The following is a 16,371-nucleotide window of genomic DNA, read 5'->3' as shown; positions in this document are numbered from 1 at the left end:
GTACTCCGCGCTCACCTAAACACCTGATCAAGAACGAGATATTTTTATAATATCTTCAAACCGATTTAGTTGTGCTCAATATAACTGCGCATATCGCGCTCCTTTTCCATTGCTTATCGGGTCGTCCACGCGCCTGGATTGACCACAAATTCAGGTGTACGCCCTTCGAGCGCGTCAATCAGATTGCGCACTGCCGATGCGGCCATGTCATAGCGCGTCTGATGCGTCGCCGAACCTACATGGGGCAGCGCCACCACTTGCGGCAGTTGCAATAGCGGCGAAGCTGCATCCAGCGGTTCGCGCTCAAACACGTCCAGCCCCGCGCCTGCGATCTGGCCCGCTTGCAACGACGCGATCAAGGCAGCCTCATCAACAACCCTGCCCCGCCCGGCATTAATAAAAAAGGCATGCGATTGCATCAATGCAAATTCACGCGTGCTGAAGCGCTTTTCGGTTTCCGCACTCAAGGGCAACAGCACACAAACAAAATCGGATTTTTGCAGCAGCTCATCGAGCGGCAGCCATTTTGCTTGCAGTGCTTGTTCGGCGGCGGGATGTTGATTGCGGTTGTGGTAGAGCACATTCATGCCGAAGCCAAAGTGAGCGCGTTTACCTACCGCCAGACCGATCCGCCCCATACCCACGATGCCTAACGATTTACCGTGCACGTCGGAGCTATAACATTCCGGCCCGATCGAGCCTTGCCAACGCCCATCCCGGACCTGATCGACCAGTTCTATGGCCCGTCTCGCCGTCATCAACATCAGCATCAAGACGGTATCGGCGACGGTCTCGGTAAGAGCGGCAGGTGTATGACTCAATAGAATGCCGCGGCGGGTCAGGTCAGGCACATCGAACTGATCAAAACCTGCGGAGACGGTTGCTACCGTTCGCAGGCGCGTCGCTTGATCCAGCACAGCTGCACTCAGGCTCAGGCCTGAACCGATCACTCCATCGGCTTCTGCCATGGCCTGGGCAAACGGCCCATCTGCATCGACCTCGTCGACCTGTGTAACCACAAAGCGCGCCTGCAATTGCGCCAGCAAATCTTCGGGCAAGCTCTTGTAAACCACTACGCGCTGAGTCACGGCACTGTTCCCATGGATGAATATTGGAAGGTATGAGCTTAACGCGCGCGCGGTGGTTTCCGGCAAGCAGAAAAAAAGGTGGCACCCTTTTCGGGACGGCCGCCGACCAGCTGTGCGAATCAGGCTTTGTATAACGCGCGCGTGCGCGAGCTGGTGCATTTGTATAGCGCCGTGCCGGTCCGGATTCATTCGCGACAATGACATAGACATAAGCCTTCTCTAGAATGCCTGTTCCCGCCCGCGCCTTGACCCATGCTCAGCCCAGCCAATCTGCTTGTCATTACCGCCTTGCTTTGCACCATGATGCTGTTGGTCATGTTGTCGCTGCGTCGTAGCCGGCTGCCTGGCATACGTGAATGGACCTGGGCGATTGTGCTGGAAATCGTGGCACTGGCTTGTTATCTCTGCCAGGCCTCCGGTCCTTTGTGGATCGGCTACAGCATGGCGAATGCGCTACTGGCCCTGGCGATTTGCTTGTTCTATGCCGGTTGCCGCCGTTTTTTCCGCCTCGATGTGCCGTGGCCCGGCATGATCGCCACCGTCGCCCTGGTCGCCCTGGTGATTCCGCTTTTGCGATATCCGGTGGATTACATGAATTTGCGGGTGGCGTTTATGTCGGTGGTGCATGGTGTGCTCAGCACCATGATTGGTTACACCATACTGAAACATCGCCCGGTTCACCGCGCCACCCATGGCCATATGCTGACTGCGGTGCTGGCCCTGGCGTTTGCGGTTGGCTATGCCGTGCGCGGCTTTGTCTATCTGCAACGCCCGGAAAACGTGCCGCTGTTGCTCGACGGTTCGTTCAGCAGCTTGGTGTTCTTGTCTTTGGGGGCTTTGATCATGCCGGGGCTGACCATGGGGGCCGTGGTGATGACGCATGACACCCTGTTGAGCCAGGCCGAGCAGATCGCCAATCGCGACTTTTTGACCGGCGTGTTATCGCGCAAAGCATTTTTTGAGCAGGCGCAGCGGGAAATGGCGCGGGCCGGACGTCATGGCCGCGCGCTCGCTTTGGTGATGATCGATATCGATCATTTCAAGGCGATCAATGATCGATATGGCCACCCTACTGGCGATGCCATCCTGCGTGATTTTGCTTTGCTGGCCGAGGCCAGCGTGCGCGATGGCGATTACATCGGGCGTCTGGGCGGCGAGGAATTCGGCATTCTGTTGCCGGATAGCGATGCCGCCGCCGCGGCTGTTATGGCCGAGCGCTTGCGCGAGCAAGTGGCAGCGCGGCGTTATCGGGCGGGCGAGCAGATCGTGCGCTATACCCTCAGCGCGGGCATTGCGGTGTGGCAATCCGGCGAATCCATTGAGGCATTTGTGGCGCGATCCGATCACTGGCTGTACCAGTCCAAACAAACCGGCCGCAACCGGATACTTGGCGCGGTCACTGCATAAAAAAACCGGCCTTAATGGCCGGTTTTGCCTTGCGCACCGCATTACATCAGGATTTGAAACTGCCGTCCGCCTGGGTCGCTGTGCCCGAGCTGCACGTCGTGAATTCACGATTGCCGCTGGTGGTGGATTGATTGCTTTCCCACGTGGCCGTGCTGCCATCCCATTTGATGTATTTATATTGCACCGCCGTGCTGGCGGGCAGGCTGACACTGCCGGACCAGGTGGCGTTAGCGCCGCTACCCTGGATGGTCAGCGCGTAGCCACTGGCTGGCGTCCAGCTGCCCAGTGCGGTCTGATTGCCGACGACATACAGATTCTGGCCGTAAGTCGTGTTGGCGTTGGCAATGCTGAACGTCACCGTGCACGTGCCGCTACCGGTGGACGTGCTGCTGCCCAGTTTTTGCCCGGTGTAGATTGCAACCGCTGGCACCGTGCTACCCCCGTTGGCTGGCAGGGTGATGGTGGCATTGCCGCTGCTGTCTACGGTTACGCTATCGCTGGCGCAGCTGGTGCCGGAAACCAGGCCGTGTACCACGTTGCAGTAGGTGCCTGCGGGCAAGCCGGTCTGGAAGGTTTTGGTCCACGCGCTGGTGTCGTTATTGATGGCGACAAAGCCGACCGCGCCACGGCTGAAGGCAATCTGATTGCCCGTGCCGGTGGTCCAGTTGCTCACGCCCTGGCCGCTGGTGGCGGTGCGGAAGCCAACCATATTGGCGATATCGCTCCAACGATGGATGAAGTCCCAGTTAACGTTGATTTGCGCATTGCCGCTGCTGTCATACGGGCTGGCGGTCGGGGCATCCTGGTCCGAGGTGGTAAAGCGGTAGCCGGAATGCACCATGGCTTCACCGTAGGGCCACGCCAACATAAAGATATTGGCCAGATCGTAGCGTTTGGTGCCTGAGCTATCGTTGGTGGCGCCGGTGTAGTTGCTGGCATTGAGCGAATCGGTGCCGCTACGTTCGGTGTCCCAGTTGTTGACGAACACGGTGGCATACGCCGGTTGCACAAAGCCCCATGTGCCGCCCCAGTTCCCCGGCGTGCCCATCACGGTCGGGATCGATGCCAGGTTCAGGCCATTGTTATTGCGGAACACATCGCGCATGGCGTAGGTGAACTGGAATTCGTTCAGCGTGCCGTTCTGGTAATAGTCGGAGCGCACCACATTGCCATCCGGGATCACCTCTTGCGTTACCCAGATGCTTTCGCCAGCCAGCGTAGTCGGGTACGCGGCTTTGACCGTATTGAGTATCGTGTTGAGCGAACCCGGTTGCTGGTGTTTGGCCGCATCGATACGGAAACCATCTACGCCCAGCGCCAGCAATTTCTTCATATAAGTCGAAATCACGCCCTGCACATAGCTGCTTTCGGTGGCCAGATCGGGCATGCCGTTCAGACGACACAACATCACGTTGTTGCGATTGCCCGGCGTGCCATAGTCGCTGGACTGGATGTCGCAAGCGCTATGGAAATCGGCGCTGCTGAATTGCGGATAGGTCAGCGTGTCCTTGTTCCAGCTTGACCCGTCGGTTGCGCTATACGTGTTGCTGGAATCAAGGCCCATCTGGTTGACCACCAGATCGGCGTATACGCGGACATGCGCGGCATGGCAGCTGGCGATCATGGCGCTCAGTTGCGCCTCGGTGCCCATACGGCTGGTGAGCGAACCAAAATTGACGGGTTGATAGATGTCCCACCACGCGCCCGCAATCTTGGTGGCCTGCGGCGGCGAAATCTGCACAGCGCCGTAGCCTTTGGGGCCGATAAAGTCGGTACATTCCTTGCCGATATCCGCCCAGCGCCAATGAAACAGCTGCACCGAAGCGCCGCTGGCATTAAAGGACGATGAGGTGGTGGCGGCCTGGCTGCTGGCGATGCTGGTGGTGGCGCCATCACCGCCCCCGCAGGCGGCCAGGGCCAGAGACAGGATGGAACTGAAGACTGTGAGTCTGAATCGCATTTTTGCTCATTCCTTTTTGTTGCTGGCGGCATGCGCCCTTGCTGTTTGCTGGAATCAAAGGGCCTCTCCATAAAGCCCCGCAAAAATCCGCCGTTCTGGTCGTCGCCAAACCGGTTTGGATTCGCAGCGTAGCCTATGCCATGAAACAGCGCGTATTCAACTACACAAAAAGCCACATCCTGCCTACATCACCGTGTGCTGAAACGGGCGCTGACTCAGGCAGGCCTTGGGCTGCAGGCGTTTAAAACGGCGGTAAAATGCGCGGTTCAGCCCGCGGGTTCAACACGTGTACAACCGATGGGCGGTGCGCTAGCGCGTAATAGCCGAAACAAAACTACAGAGGACGTTTCAAACCGGTTTACACACCAGATACAAAACCAGCGCATGGCGGATACAAAAAATTCGCCCCGTCGGCATAACCGTACGGGGCGAACCTGCAGACACCACGGCGCGGCGACGCGGGCCGTCGCCGGATCAAGCGTGCTTAGATGATGGACTCGACCACCCCGCCATCGACGCGCAAAGCGGCGCCGGTGGTGGCCGAAGCCTGCAGCGAGCACGCATAAACCACCATGTTCGCCACTTCTTCGGTAGTGGCGGCGCGCTGGATGATGGAGCTGGGGCGTTGCGTTTGCACAAACTCTTTGGCCACTGCCTCAACACTACGACCACTGCGCGCCACCTCATCCGACAACATATTGCTCACGCCTTCCGACAAGGTCGGGCCGGGCAGCACCGCATTAACGGTCACGCCGCTGCCGCGCGCCAGTTTGGCCAGGCCGCGTGAAATCGCCAGCATGGCCGTTTTGGTAAAGCCGTAATGCAGCATATCGTCCGGGATGTTGACGCCCGATTCGGACGACAGAAAAATCACCCGGCCCCAGCCCTGTTGCAGCATCGGCTGCAGGTAATGCCGCGACAGCCGCACGCCTGACATCACGTTCACGTCGTAGAAACGTTGCCATTCGGCATCATCAATTTCAAAAAACGGCTTGAGCCCGAAAATGCCGACGTTATTGACCAGGATGTCCACCTTGGGCACTGCAGCGATCAGCGCCGCGCAGCCTTCCGCCGTGCCCAGATCGGCGGCCACGCCAGAAATCGACGCCCCCGCGGGTGCCAACTCCCGCAGTGTTTGCCCGCTGGCGACCACGCGGCTTTCATCGCGCCCGATAATAACGACGGCCGCGCCCGACTGCGCCAGTCCGGCTGCGATGGCATAGCCTATGCCCGTGGTCGAACCCGTCACCAACGCGGTCTTGCCTGTCAGATCAATCTGCATCGTGTACTCCTGGAAAAAGTTGAACAGCACAGAAACGCAATATTGTGGGCGGCCCACTGACAGCGCAGCCCGGCTTTCCTACCTACGCAAGCGGGACGGGCTTATACGCAATGCCAGGCTCGCCTCGCACAATCGACGCTATCCATTATTGATGATCGGAAGCGCAAATGATGACCACTCGCTATGTGTTGTTTGATGCCAGCGTGGAACAGATCGCTCCGGACGAGGAGCAAACCTTCCAGTCCATTGCCGCCAGCATGCATCACATCAGCACCATCATGTTCGAGCGCTACCAGCATGCCGTACGCAGCGTGCATGCCAAGACGCATGGCGTGCTCAAAGGCGAGTTGGTGGTGCGCAATGATCTGCCGCGCCATCTGGCACAAGGCGTGTTTGCCGTACCGGGCGTCTTTTCCGTGCTGGCGCGGTATTCAACAACGCCCGGCGATATTCTCGCCGACAGCATTTCTACCCCGCGCGGTCTGGCTCTGAAGATTCTGGGCGTGCCCGGCGCCAAACTCGACGGCCATGAGGGGGAGTCGACGCAAGATTTTGTCATGGTCAACGGGCTGGCGTTTTCGGTCAGCACGGCGGCGGAGTTTCTCAAGCAAATGCAGTTGCTGGAAAAACACGCCAACGATCCGGACGCGCTCAAACAAGCCGTCTCGACCACCGCGCGCGGCACCAACGCCCTGCTGCATGCGATCGGCCAGGACAGCAGCACGCTGGCATCGTTTGGCCATCCAGAAACCCATATTCTGGGCGAATGGTTTTCCACCATGGCAGCAATCCGCTATGGCGAATACGTGGCCAAATTACGCGTGGTGCCGGCCACGCCCGAGATGCAGGCGCTGCATGGCAAGGCGCTGAATATGCATGATCATCCGTCGGCCCTGCGCGATGCCGTGGCTGCGTTCTGTGCTGAGCATGAGCTGGTGTATGAGGTGCAAGTCCAGCTGTGTAGCGATCTGGCCATCATGCCGGTAGAAGACGCCTCGGTCATCTGGCCGGAGGAGCAAAGCCCGTGGCATAGCGTGGCCGAGCTGCGCTTTGCGCGGCAGAACAGTTTTAATCCAGCGCGCGTTGCATGGACGCAGGACGTCATCAGCTTTAGCCCGTGGCATGGTTTGCAAGCGCATCGGCCGCTGGGCCAGATCATGCGCGCGCGCAAACGGGCTTATCAGATGTCGGCACAGTACCGTCGCGAAATGAACGGCCGCGCGCCCACCGAGCCGCGCAGCATCGACGAGATTCCCGACCATTGAGCGTGCGCAGGCACTGCGCTGCCTTCACCCTGACGTGCGTCGGCCAATTTTGATAATAGAACGATCGTTCACTAAAATGGCTTTCCTTTTGCTCACCCCGCAGGCAGCAACATGGATTTCCAGATCAAATTGCAGGTCCTGGCGGACGCCGCCAAATATGATGCCTCCTGTTCGTCCAGTGGCAGCGACAAGCGCGATTCCAAAGACGGCCGTGGCGTGGGCAGTACCGAAGGCATGGGCATCTGCCATAGCTACGCGCCCGATGGCCGTTGCATTTCTTTGCTTAAAATCCTGCTGACCAATTACTGCATGTACGACTGCCTGTATTGCGTAAATCGGGTGTCCAGCAATGTGCAACGCGCGCGGTTTAGCGTGGAAGAAGTGGTCAAGCTCACGCTCGATTTCTACAAACGTAATTACATCGAAGGCTTGTTTTTAAGCTCCGGCATTATCCGCAGCGCCGATTACACGATGGAACAAGTAGTGCGCGTGGCCAAAGTGCTGCGCGAAGAACACGATTTCCGCGGCTACATCCACCTCAAGACCATACCCGATGCCAGCGAAGAATTGCTGGCCGAAGCCGGCCGCTATGCTGATCGGCTCAGCATCAATATCGAATTGCCCACCGAGCAAAGCCTGAGCGATCTGGCGCCCGAAAAAGACGCCCGCGCAATCCGGCGCTCGATGGGGCGCTTGCGTTGGCGTATCGACGAAAGCCGCGAAAGCCGCGCCAATCCGGCTGCACGCAAACCGTTGCGCTTTGCCCCGGGCGGGCAAAGCACGCAAATGATCGTGGGTGCCGATGCCACCAATGACCAGGCCATCCTGGCCACCAGCGCCAATCTGTATGGCAATTACCGTTTGCGCCGGGTGTATTACTCCGCCTTCAGCCCCATTCCGGACGCCAGCAAAGCCCTGCCGCTCAAGGCCCCGCCGCTGGTGCGCGAACACCGCTTGTATCAGGCCGACTGGTTGATGCGCTTTTATGGCTTTAGCGCCGACGAAATTGTCGATCCGAAAGCGGGCATGCTGGATCTTGATATGGACCCCAAGCTGGCGTGGGCGCTACGCCATCGCGAGCGCTTTCCGGTTGATCTGAATAAAGCGCCGCGCGAAATGCTGTTGCGCGTGCCGGGCCTGGGCAGCAAGGCGGTGGAGCGCATTCTTAGCACGCGCCGGGTTCGCGCTTTACGCAGCGATGATCTGGGGCGTTTGCACGTACCGCTCAAAAAAATCCTGCCCTTTATAACGCTGCCGGGCCACAGCCCAGGCGCAACGCTGGACGGCGCCAGCCTGGCCGCGCAATTGCGTACACCGCCGGTCCAGCCCGATCTGTTTGGCTAAGCGCCATGCGTATCGTCACCCTTGCGCATGAAACCGACTTTGCCGGCTGGCGCGCCGCAGCCCGGCAGATGGCCATTGATGGCGTCGCGCCCGAGCACGTGGCGTGGTGCATCGGCAGCAATGGTGGCTTGTTTGCTGATGATCCGCTGCAGCACGAGATTATCGATCCGCCGCAGTTTTCGGTGTCGCGCACGTTTATGCAGCTATGCCAACGCGTGGCGCTGCATGCCGATGCCGATCGCTTTGCGTTTTTGTACCGCTTGCTGTGGCGCCTGCGCCAGCAACCGCAATTGCTGGATATTGCCGTCGACCCCGACGTGGTGCGCGCGCATGGCATGGCCAAGGCCGTGCAGCGCGATATGCACAAGATGAAAGCCTTTGTCCGCTTTCGCCAGATCGATACCGCGGCGGGCGAGCGCTTTATGGCGTGGTTTGAACCCACCCACCATATCGTGATGGCGACCGCGCCCTTCTTTACGCGGCGTTTTGCCAATATGGACTGGAGCATACTGACGCCAGAAACCAGCGTGCATTGGGACGGCCAGCAATTACACGAGCTGCCCGGCGCCCAGAAAGCGGACGTACCGGCCGAAGACGCCAACGAAGATTTATGGCGCACTTATTACGCGAGCATCTTTAATCCCGCCCGGCTAAAGGTGGCGATGATGCAATCAGAGATGCCGCGCAAATACTGGCGCAATCTGCCGGAGGCCACGCTGATCCAGCCGTTGATTAACAGTGCCGCGGCGCGCACACAAAGCATGGTCGACCACGCCGCGACCGATCCGCGCAAACATCGCAAGCTGACTCCGGCCGCAGCCCCCATGATCAACAGCGGCACGCTGGACCAATTGCGCCAGCAAGCCGCGCACTGCAAGGATTGCCCGCTGTGGCAACCCGCCACACAAACGGTGTTTGGTGCCGGGAATGCCAAGGCGCGCTTGATGTTGGTGGGCGAACAACCGGGCGATCAAGAAGATCTGGCCGGCCAGCCTTTTGTCGGCCCGGCCGGACAATTGCTCGACCGCGCGCTGGACGAAGCCGGGCTGGATCGGGGCAGTCTGTATGTGACCAATGCGGTCAAGCATTTCAAATTTGAATTACGCGGCAAACGGCGTATCCACAGCAAACCGGGATTACGCGAAATGGCGGCCTGCCAACATTGGCTGGACAGCGAGATCGCTACAGTAAAGCCGGAGCTGCTGGTGGCTTTGGGAACCACGGCCGCGCAAGCGCTGCTGGGGCATGGTGCCACGCTCAAACAATATCGCGGGCAATGGACCGCGCTGGAAGACGGCCGCAAGGTCTGGGTGACGGTGCATCCGTCGTACTTGCTGCGCCTGCCCGACCCGGCGGCCAAAGCGGCGGAATACGCGCAGTTTGTGGCTGACCTGCGCCAGGCAGCGGCGGCGCTCAAGGCGCTGGTCTGACCCTTACGCCAGCGCCAGCGCCGCATGCATTACATCTTGCCTGGCCCCACCCGCTCATGAAACTCGGCAATCGACTCGGTGGAATAGCGCAAAAACTTCTGGTCGCGCGGCATAAAATCCACCTCCACCCAGTCGGGTTTGAACTCCAGCATCATATGCACGTGCTCGGGCGGCTTGGGCAGCGGCGTATCGATGGCCGAGGCAAACGGGTGCACCAGCTCGGGCCATTCGGCGTCATACACCCACAGCGCGGTACCGCACTCGCCACAAAAATGCCGCTCGCCACTACTGATATGCGCCTGCTTGTCCTCCGGATTCTGCACTCGCGCGTGATACATCTTGATATGCGCTTTACCTTTGATATCGAGCGTGTTGTACAGCGCCCCCAGATTGATGGCATAACCGCCGCCGCCTTGGGTTTTGCGGCAAATGCTGCAATAACAACGTTGGTAGGGATAAGGATGCGGTGACTCCACTTTGAACGACACCGCGCCACATTGGCAGGAACCTTCCAGCAGCATAAAAACACTCCTTGGTTTGATTCGGTAATGACCAGGCCGGGCTGGCTGGTGCAACATCAGGTGGGAAACGCCGGGCAGACCAGGGTTCCCGTCCTTCGGCGTACAGGCTTTTTGCACTAGTGATCAGGCCGTGGCTGGCTTAAAATCACATCATTTCGTTCGGTACAATCAAATAAGCAATCAACTGCTGATTGCTCAGGCTGATGACCCGAGCGGTTTCTCTTTCTGTTTTATAGCTAGAACCGCGGTGCTGCGCGCCCGGTGTGGGGTCCGCAATGGGGTCATGGTTACTCAAGGCATTGATACTGGTGCCGATTTTATTGTCTGTGCTGTACGTGCATTTTCGTGGCCGCGAGCGCCACAAGTTCTTCAAGCAATTGTTTGATCACTCGGCCTTTGTCGCGCCGGTCAACGTGCTGATGTATCTGTTTTCCCGCGTGCCGACCACGCCCTATATTCCGGTCAGTTATTTCAAAGACCTGGAGGTGATCCAGGCCCATTGGGAAGTCATCCGCGCCGAAGCCGAAGCCTTGCACAACGCCCAGCAAATCCGCGCTGCCCAGCACAATGACGACGCCGGTTTCAATTCATTTTTTAAATTTGGCTGGAAGCGTTTTTATTTAAAGTGGTATGGCGACAGCCATCCCAGCGCGGAACAGCTTTGCCCCAGAACCGTGGCGCTGGTGCGTGATTTGCCGTCGATCAAAGCCGCGATGTTTGCCTATTTGCCGGTAGACGGAAAACTCAATCCGCACCGCGATCCCTTTGCCGGTTCTTTGCGTTATCACCTGGGCCTGATTACGCCGAATGATGATCGCTGTTTTATTTCGGTGGACGGTGAGCGCTATAGCTGGCGCGATGGCGAAGGCGTGGTGTTTGATGAAACCTATATCCATTGGGTAGAAAACAAGAGCGGTAAAGACCGTTTGATTTTCTTTGCTGACCTTGAGCGCCCGATGAATAACCGCATCATGCAGGCGTTTAATGGCTGGATCGGGCGCAATCTGGTGGCGCAGGCGGCTTCGCCCAATCAGGACGGCGACAAGGTGGGCGCGATCAGCAAATTGTTCCGCTATGCCGATTTGATGGGTCAGCAACGGCGGCGTTTTAAACGCTGGAATCCGCGCGTATATAAAATCACGCGTATTGCGTTGATAGTGGCGGTAATCGCTTTGATTTACTGGCTTTAATCGCCAGCCACAAATATTCATTAGTCATAAAGCGTAGGTTGCGGCCTACGCTTTTTTTATGTCTGGTCTTGCCCTGTATTAGTGCGGAGGACGACTTAGCGAATCGACGCGTCTACGTATAGTTCATCTCACGGACTGGCCAATGCCAGCCACTCTTTTCAATAAAAAACAAGGTGAACAATATGCGTAAATACGCCATCCAGTCGCTGATTGCTGCCGCACTGATCGCTGCTCCGGCTGTGAGCTTTGCCAAGCTGACCCACGAAGAATACAAGACGCGCAAAGACTCCATCGACCAACGCTATGACGCCGCCAAAGACCAGTGCAAGTCGCTGTCCGGCAACGGCAAAGACGTGTGCCAGGAACAAGCCAAGGCCGACCGCGATATCGCCGTCGCTGACCTCGACGCCCAAGACAAGAACACCGACAAGGCCCGTAGCGATGCCGCTAAACAACGCGCCAAGTCGACCTATGCCGTAGCCGACGAAAAGTGTGGCGGTCTGGCCGGTAACAACAAGGACGTCTGCAAGCAAACCGCCAAGGCTGATCGCGATAAGTCGCTGGCCGATATCGATGCCAACAAGGATCGCTACAAGGCAACCGCCAAGGCTGACCAGGAAAAGAACGACGCTGACTACAAAGTGGCCAAGGAAAAATGCGATGCATTTGCTGGCGACAAAAAGGATAGCTGCGTGAAAGAAGCCAAGGCCCAATACAACCAGTAATGGCGTGCGGGCTGCTGTAGCGCAGCCAGCAACCTGACTACCCTACAACAGCCCCAAATGGCAGTGGTTTAAGACCCGCTGTATTTGGGGCTGTTTTGTTTGCCAGGCTCCGCTGGCATAGGGTGGGACTCGGCGTCCCCGTCTTGACCCACCACTCAAAGCCATAGGCCACGTCGTTATACCTGGCATACCACTTTGTCAGGTGGGTCAAGACGGGGACGCCGAGTCCCACCCTATACGGTTCACCTGCTGGCCATGCGTGCACGGTGATGGCCCAGCAAGCGGCTGATGCGGGCCGCCAGATCTTGTGGCTGGAACGGTTTCTGCATGATCTGTTCCGCGCTCCAGTCGCCCAGCAACACCTGATCAGCGTAGCCAGTCACAAACAGCACCGGCAGATCGGGTTGCAGAATGCGCGCGCGGCGCGCCAGTTCGGCCCCGTTCATGCCGGGCATGGCAAAGTCGGCGACCAATACGTCGATGTCGTCGTTGGTGGCGATCAATTCCAGCGCCACCGTGCAATCACCGGTCTGCACCACGGTGTAGCCCTCATCCTGCAATACGGCGACGGTGGCTTCGCGCACATCGTCGTCGTCGTCCACCACCAGCACCCGCTGTTGGCCACTCACATTACCGCCGCTGCCGGGCAGCACGTTGATGACACGCGGGCTGGCCCCTTCCTGTTGCGTGGCGGGCAAGAACACCGACACCGTGGTGCCGCGCCCCGGCGAAGTGTCGATGGTGACGGTGCCGCCCGATTGCCGGGCAAAGCCATACACCTGCGCCAGGCCCAGACCGGAACCTTTGCCGACTTCCTTGGTGGTAAAGAAAGGTTCAAATGCCCGCGCCACCACCTCGGGCGGCATGCCCGTACCGGTATCGCTCACCGCCAGGCGCACGTATTCGCCCACGGCCAATGCCATCTGCGTGCTGAAGTCGGTATTCACCGAAACATTGTTGGTTGAAATCCGCAGCGCGCCGCCATTGGGCATGGCGTCGCGGGCGTTAATGGCAAGGTTGAGCACCACCAGTTCCAGCTGGGTAATATCAACCAGCGCTGGCGCCAGGTCCTCGCTGAATGCCAGTTCCAGCTGATTCATGCCGCCGAGCGTGCTTTGTAGCAAATCGGCCATCCCCGCCAGCGTCTCGTTCAGATTAACCACATGCGGTTCCAGCTTTTGCCGTCGGGCAAATGCCAGCAACTGCGCCACCAGGCGCGCGCCGCGCTCCGCGGCGGTACGGATCATTTCAACGCGGCGTTTGCCGGTGTCATCGCTCACCACCCGGTCCAGCAGGCGTGCGTTGGCCAGCACCACGGTCAGCAGATTATTGAAGTCATGGGCAAAGCCCGCGGTCAGTTGGCCGACCGCTTCCAGCCGCTGCATCTGGCGCAGCGTGGTTTCAACGCGTTCGCGTTCCTGGATTTGCGTCAGCAGCGAGCGATATGACGCCGCCAGTTCTTCGGTGCGCGCCTGCACCCGCACTTCCAGCGTTTCGTTCAAGCGGCGCTGCGCTTCTTCCGACATCCGCGTGCGGGTCACATCCACACAAGAGCCGATAAAGCCGACAAAGCGGCCATCGCCGGTAATATGCGGCACGCCATGATCTTCGATCACGCGGAATTCGCCATCGGCACGCCGCAGGCGGTAATCCATGCGGAACGGCTCGCGCTGCTTGATGGCGCGGGCATAGACGGCAAGGCAACGCGACACATCATCCGCATGCACGCCTTCGGCCCAGCCATGGCCGAGTTCCTGCGGCAGATTGCGCCCGGTAAATGCCAGCCACGGCCGGTTGCACCAGGTGCGCAGACCCGACTCGTCCGACACCCAGATCATCACCGGCGCGGCGTCCGCCACTTCGCGAAAGCGTTGTTCGCTCTGGCGCAGGGCCTCGGCCGCGCCCTGGCGGGCATAGGCCTGCAGCAGGTTGCCGCGCACCCGCACCAGCAATTGCTGCGCGCTGAAAGGCTTGACCAGATAGTCATCGGCCCCCTTGAGCAAGCCCCCGGTGCGGGCCTCTTCGCCCGCCTGAGCGGACAGCAACAGCACGGGCGCCAGCGCCAGCGTCGGCTCGGCGCGCAGGGCCTGCATCAGGGCAAAGCCATCCATGTCCGGCATCATTACATCGCTCAGCACCAGCCGCGGCGGTGTTTCTCGCGCCAGCCGCAAGGCATCGCGCCCGTTGCTGGCGGCCATGACGGTATAACCCGAGCTGGCCAGCACGCGCACCAGCCAGCGGCGGAAATCCAGATTATCGTCGACGACCAGGATCAGATCGGCGGCGGCGCGGGATTGCAAGGTGGCATCGGGTTCGGCTTCGAGCGGCCCCTGATCCAGCCATTGGGCGGCCTCCTCGACATAGGCGCGCCGCATCAGCACCGGATCGGGTTCAGCCCGGGGCGGCGCGGTCTCGGCCGCGTTGCCCCATGGCATCTGCACGCTGAAGGTGGTGCCGACGCCAACCTGGCTATACACCTCGATCTGGCCATCCAGTAAATGCACCAGCTCATGCACCATCGACAGGCCAATGCCGCTGCCTTCAAAACTGCGGCCGCCATTGCCTTCCAACCGTTGAAAACGCTGGAACAACAAAGCCTGCTGATCCAGCGCAATGCCCACGCCCGTGTCGACCACCTGCAACTGCACGCCCGTGGCATCGGCATGCAAACGCACGCTGACGGTACCGGCCAGGGTAAATTTGAAGGCGTTGCTGAGCAAGTTCAGCACGATGGTTTCCCACAACCCGCGATCTATCCAGACCGGCTGCGCCAAGGGCGGACAATCCACCAGCAAGACCAGGCCACCCTGCTCCATCAGGCTGCGGAAACTCTCGGCCAACTCGGCGGTGTAACTGGCCAGATCCAGCGGCTGGCGTTGTATTGGCAGATGCCCGCCTTCGATACGGGAAAAATCCAGCAAGCTGTTAACCAGCTTGAGCAAGCGTTGCTGGTTGCGCACCAGCATATCCAGCGATTCGCCCGCCGATCCGGCTTGCGGCAGCGTGGCCAGCTCTTGCGTAGCGGCCTGCATCAGCGTGAGCGGGGTACGGAATTCGTGGCTGATATTGGAAAAAAACACCGTCTTGGCTTGATCAAGTTCGGCCAGGCGGTCGGCGCGCTGCTGCGCTTGCTCGTGGCTGAGTGCGTGGTTGAGCGCGTTGCCGAACTGCCCGGCAATCAGGTCAAACCAGGTTCGGTAATCGGCATCAAGCGCACGGCGCGGACTGACGCCACAAATCAATACGCCTTGCCAGCCTTCCAGCCGCAGCGGCAATACCATGGCTTGTTCGATGGGGGCATCCCATGGCGCCAGCGCGTGTTCGCCAAAAGCGGCGACCACCTGCCTGAAGGCCAGCCCGGTCACCAGTTGCAACGCCTCGGCGGCGGGCCACGGCGCGCTCGCATCCAGCCGGAACCGCGCCGGCGCCAGCGGGCTATCGGCCGCGATGCCCGCCAGCCCGACCCGGGTTGCAACCTGGTGCTCATCAATCTGATAACACGCGGCAAACGGCACATCGAGCGGATGCGCCGCCAGCACTTTCATCGCCACATCAATCACCGAGGCGGAGTCGCGGATATCCGGCAATGCCCCCAGATCACGCAAGGCGCGCAGACGGCGTTCGCTCAGCACTTTGGGCGTGGTCTCGATCACCGGCACGATAATGCCGGCCACCGCGCCGCCCTCATCGCGCACCGGGCTGTACGAAAACGAAAAGTACGTTTCTTCGGCATAGCCAAAGCGCGTCATCACCAACTGCAGATCGCGGCCCTGCACGGCGCTGCCGCCATCCTTGACGTGTTGCACCATCGAGCCCACCACCGGCCAGACGTCGGACCATACTTCGGCCACCGGCGAGCCCAGCGCCCACGGATGTTTGTCGCCGAGGATCTGCACAAACTCGTCGTTGTACAGCATGGTCAGCTGCGGGCCCCACCACAATTGCATCGGAAAACTGCAGGGCAACACGATGCCCAATGCCATTTTCAGACTTTGCGGCCACAGTGCCGCAGGCCCCAAAGGGGTGGCGGCCCAGTCCAGCGCCCGCATTTGCGCCTCCACCGCGCCGCCTCCCTGCATAAAGGCCAGGGATTCGTCGTGGTCCAGAGCGGCGCTTGCGCCAGCACTCAGCTTCGTCATTTGATTACCAGGTACAGAGA

The 16,371-nt window shown here is 59.6% G+C and carries 11 protein-coding genes; 6 read left to right on the top strand and 5 right to left on the bottom strand.

Translation table 11 applies throughout. The features are described 5' to 3' along the window. Nucleotides 1–113: 113 nt before the first annotated feature. A complete protein-coding gene (locus tag ACYQ1A_RS20720; protein ID WP_499365581.1) occupies nucleotides 114–1,073 on the bottom strand; it encodes an NAD(P)-dependent oxidoreductase in 960 nt (319 codons plus the stop codon). 315 nt (nucleotides 1,074–1,388) lie between these two features. Here ACYQ1A_RS20720 and ACYQ1A_RS20715 point away from each other — a divergent pair, with 315 nt between their 5' ends. Then, nucleotides 1,389–2,495 carry a GGDEF domain-containing protein gene (locus ACYQ1A_RS20715; RefSeq protein ID WP_499365578.1) on the top strand — a complete coding sequence of 369 codons (1,107 nt, stop codon included), beginning with the start codon at nucleotides 1,389–1,391 and terminating at the stop codon, nucleotides 2,493–2,495. A 46-nt stretch (nucleotides 2,496–2,541) separates the two neighbouring features. Here ACYQ1A_RS20715 and ACYQ1A_RS20710 read toward each other — a convergent pair whose 3' ends face one another. Both ACYQ1A_RS20710 and ACYQ1A_RS20705 read right to left on the bottom strand, forming a co-directional pair. After that, nucleotides 2,542–4,455 carry a carbohydrate-binding module family 20 domain-containing protein gene (locus ACYQ1A_RS20710; protein ID WP_499365575.1) on the bottom strand — a complete coding sequence of 638 codons (1,914 nt, stop codon included), beginning with the start codon at nucleotides 4,453–4,455 and terminating at the stop codon, nucleotides 2,542–2,544. Nucleotides 4,456–4,939: 484 nt separating this feature from the next. Continuing rightward, nucleotides 4,940–5,737 carry an SDR family NAD(P)-dependent oxidoreductase gene (locus ACYQ1A_RS20705; protein WP_499365573.1) on the bottom strand — a complete coding sequence of 266 codons (798 nt, stop codon included), beginning with the start codon at nucleotides 5,735–5,737 and terminating at the stop codon, nucleotides 4,940–4,942. A 167-nt stretch (nucleotides 5,738–5,904) separates the two neighbouring features. Between ACYQ1A_RS20705 and ACYQ1A_RS20700 the strand changes: the two genes are divergently transcribed. From ACYQ1A_RS20700 to ACYQ1A_RS20690, 3 genes are all read left to right on the top strand, one after another. Next, nucleotides 5,905–7,002: a catalase family protein gene (locus ACYQ1A_RS20700; protein WP_499365570.1), complete on the top strand. Its 1,098-nt coding sequence runs from the start codon at nucleotides 5,905–5,907 to the stop codon at nucleotides 7,000–7,002. A gap of 111 nt (nucleotides 7,003–7,113) precedes the next feature. Continuing rightward, entirely contained in the window at nucleotides 7,114–8,346 is a 1,233-nt protein-coding gene (locus tag ACYQ1A_RS20695) for a putative DNA modification/repair radical SAM protein (RefSeq protein ID WP_499365567.1), read from the top strand. A gap of 5 nt (nucleotides 8,347–8,351) precedes the next feature. Beyond that, complete coding sequence (locus ACYQ1A_RS20690; protein ID WP_499365564.1) at nucleotides 8,352–9,776, top strand: UdgX family uracil-DNA binding protein; 1,425 nt, start codon at nucleotides 8,352–8,354, stop codon at nucleotides 9,774–9,776. A gap of 29 nt (nucleotides 9,777–9,805) precedes the next feature. Here ACYQ1A_RS20690 and ACYQ1A_RS20685 read toward each other — a convergent pair whose 3' ends face one another. Beyond that, the gene (locus tag ACYQ1A_RS20685; RefSeq protein WP_499365559.1) at nucleotides 9,806–10,297 is read right to left on the bottom strand and encodes a GFA family protein; all 492 of its coding nucleotides are present in this window, start codon (nucleotides 10,295–10,297) and stop codon (nucleotides 9,806–9,808) included. Nucleotides 10,298–10,572: 275 nt separating this feature from the next. Between ACYQ1A_RS20685 and ACYQ1A_RS20680 the strand changes: the two genes are divergently transcribed. Both ACYQ1A_RS20680 and ACYQ1A_RS20675 read left to right on the top strand, forming a co-directional pair. Then, nucleotides 10,573–11,487, top strand: a complete 915-nt coding sequence (locus tag ACYQ1A_RS20680) for an aspartyl/asparaginyl beta-hydroxylase domain-containing protein (RefSeq protein ID WP_499365555.1) — start codon at nucleotides 10,573–10,575, stop codon at nucleotides 11,485–11,487. Nucleotides 11,488–11,669: 182 nt separating this feature from the next. Continuing rightward, on the top strand, nucleotides 11,670–12,212 hold the full coding sequence (locus ACYQ1A_RS20675; RefSeq protein WP_053939815.1) for a hypothetical protein: 543 nt from the start codon (nucleotides 11,670–11,672) through the stop codon (nucleotides 12,210–12,212). A gap of 242 nt (nucleotides 12,213–12,454) precedes the next feature. Here ACYQ1A_RS20675 and ACYQ1A_RS20670 read toward each other — a convergent pair whose 3' ends face one another. Next, nucleotides 12,455–16,351: an ATP-binding protein gene (locus ACYQ1A_RS20670; RefSeq protein ID WP_499365547.1), complete on the bottom strand. Its 3,897-nt coding sequence runs from the start codon at nucleotides 16,349–16,351 to the stop codon at nucleotides 12,455–12,457. Nucleotides 16,352–16,371 lie beyond the last annotated feature (20 nt).

This window comes from Silvimonas sp. JCM 19000 (assembly GCF_054652575.1).
The sequence above is the reverse complement of the archived record's forward strand: the minus strand, read 5'-3'. Positions and strand labels throughout refer to the sequence as shown.